At 69.3% G+C, this 1,164-nt stretch carries 1 protein-coding gene and 1 pseudogene; both read left to right on the forward strand.

Annotation, left to right across the window (positions count from 1 at the left end):
• The first annotated feature begins 78 nt into the window (after positions 1–78).
• Positions 79–518, forward strand: a pseudogene (locus tag DBR23_RS31255) (GGDEF domain-containing protein).
• A 27-nt stretch (positions 519–545) separates the two neighbouring features.
• Complete coding sequence (locus DBR23_RS20060) at positions 546–1,115, forward strand: PAS and helix-turn-helix domain-containing protein (protein ID WP_108499369.1); 570 nt, start codon at positions 546–548, stop codon at positions 1,113–1,115.
• Positions 1,116–1,164 lie beyond the last annotated feature (49 nt).

Genomic DNA, 1,164 nt, shown 5'->3' on the forward strand with positions numbered 1-1,164 from the left:
CACGAGCGGGCCGAGGTGCGGCTGCAAAAGGTGGCCCAGACGGACGCGCTCACCGGCATCGGCAACCGCCGCTGGCTCATGTCCATGCTGCCGGCGCAGCTGCCAATGGGTAGCGCCATCGCGCAGCTGGACCTGGACCACTTCAAGCACATCAACGATCGCTTTGGCCATGCGGCGGGCGACCGCGTGCTGCGGGCAGCGGCCGAGGCCCTGGGCAGCGAGTTGCGGGGGTCGGACCTGCTGGCCCGCTGGGGCGGTGAAGAGTTTCTGGTGTACCTGCCCGACGCCAGGCCGAGCACGCAGCCGCCGTGGCCCAGCGCCTGTGCCGCGCGGTGCAGAGCATCCGCCTCACCGAAGCCGGGGAGGACATCTCTGTGACCATGAGCATCGGCATGGTCTGCGTGACCTCTGGCGGCGGGAGCTGGGCCGAATGGCTGGCCGCGGCCGACCAGGCGCTGTACGACGCCAAACATGCAGGCCGCAACCGCGTGGTGGTGGCCGCTGGGCGCAAGACCTGAGCCCCACCTGCCGCACAATCCCGCCCCATGCCTGCCGCCCACCAAGCCCCGTTGAATGAAGCGCTGGAACTGGCGTTCAACCTCGCCCCCGTGGGCATGTGCGTCACGCGCGAGCGCCACATCGAGATCTGCAACGAAGCCTTTGCCCGCATGTTTGGCTATGAACAGGCCGAGCTGCTGGACCAGCCGCTGGCGCCGCTGTATCCGTCGCTGGACGAATTCACCCACACCGGCAACCTGGGCCTGCCCGCCATGATGGACACCGGCAGCTACAGCGACGAGCGCGTCATGCGCCGCCGCGACGGCACCCTGTTCTGGTGCCATGTGGTGGGCCGCGCGCTGGACCGCGCCCAACCGTTTGCGCGCGCGGTGTGGATGTTTGAAGACATCTCGCACCGCCGTGTGGTCAGTACGCCGCTCACGGTGCGTGAGCGCGAGGTGGCGCAGCACATCGTCACCGGTGCCACCAGCAAGCAGATTGCCCGCCACCTCCACATCAGCCACCGCACGGTGGAAGCCCACCGGGGGCGGATCATGCGCAAGCTGGGGGCCACCAGCACGGGCGAATTGGTGGCCCTGCTGCTGGGCATGCCCTGACACCGGGGACAATCGGGGCCCGCACGCCCTCGCTGCCGACATGCCGCCC

The sequence above is a fragment of the Acidovorax sp. HMWF018 genome (assembly GCF_003061035.1).
Lineage (GTDB): Bacteria > Pseudomonadota > Gammaproteobacteria > Burkholderiales > Burkholderiaceae_C > Acidovorax > Acidovorax delafieldii.

Coding starts and splice junctions, on each gene's coding strand:
- DBR23_RS20060 (WP_108499369.1), top strand. CDS start 546: ATGCCTGCCGCCCACCAAGCCCCGTTGAATGAAGCGCTGGAACTGGCG.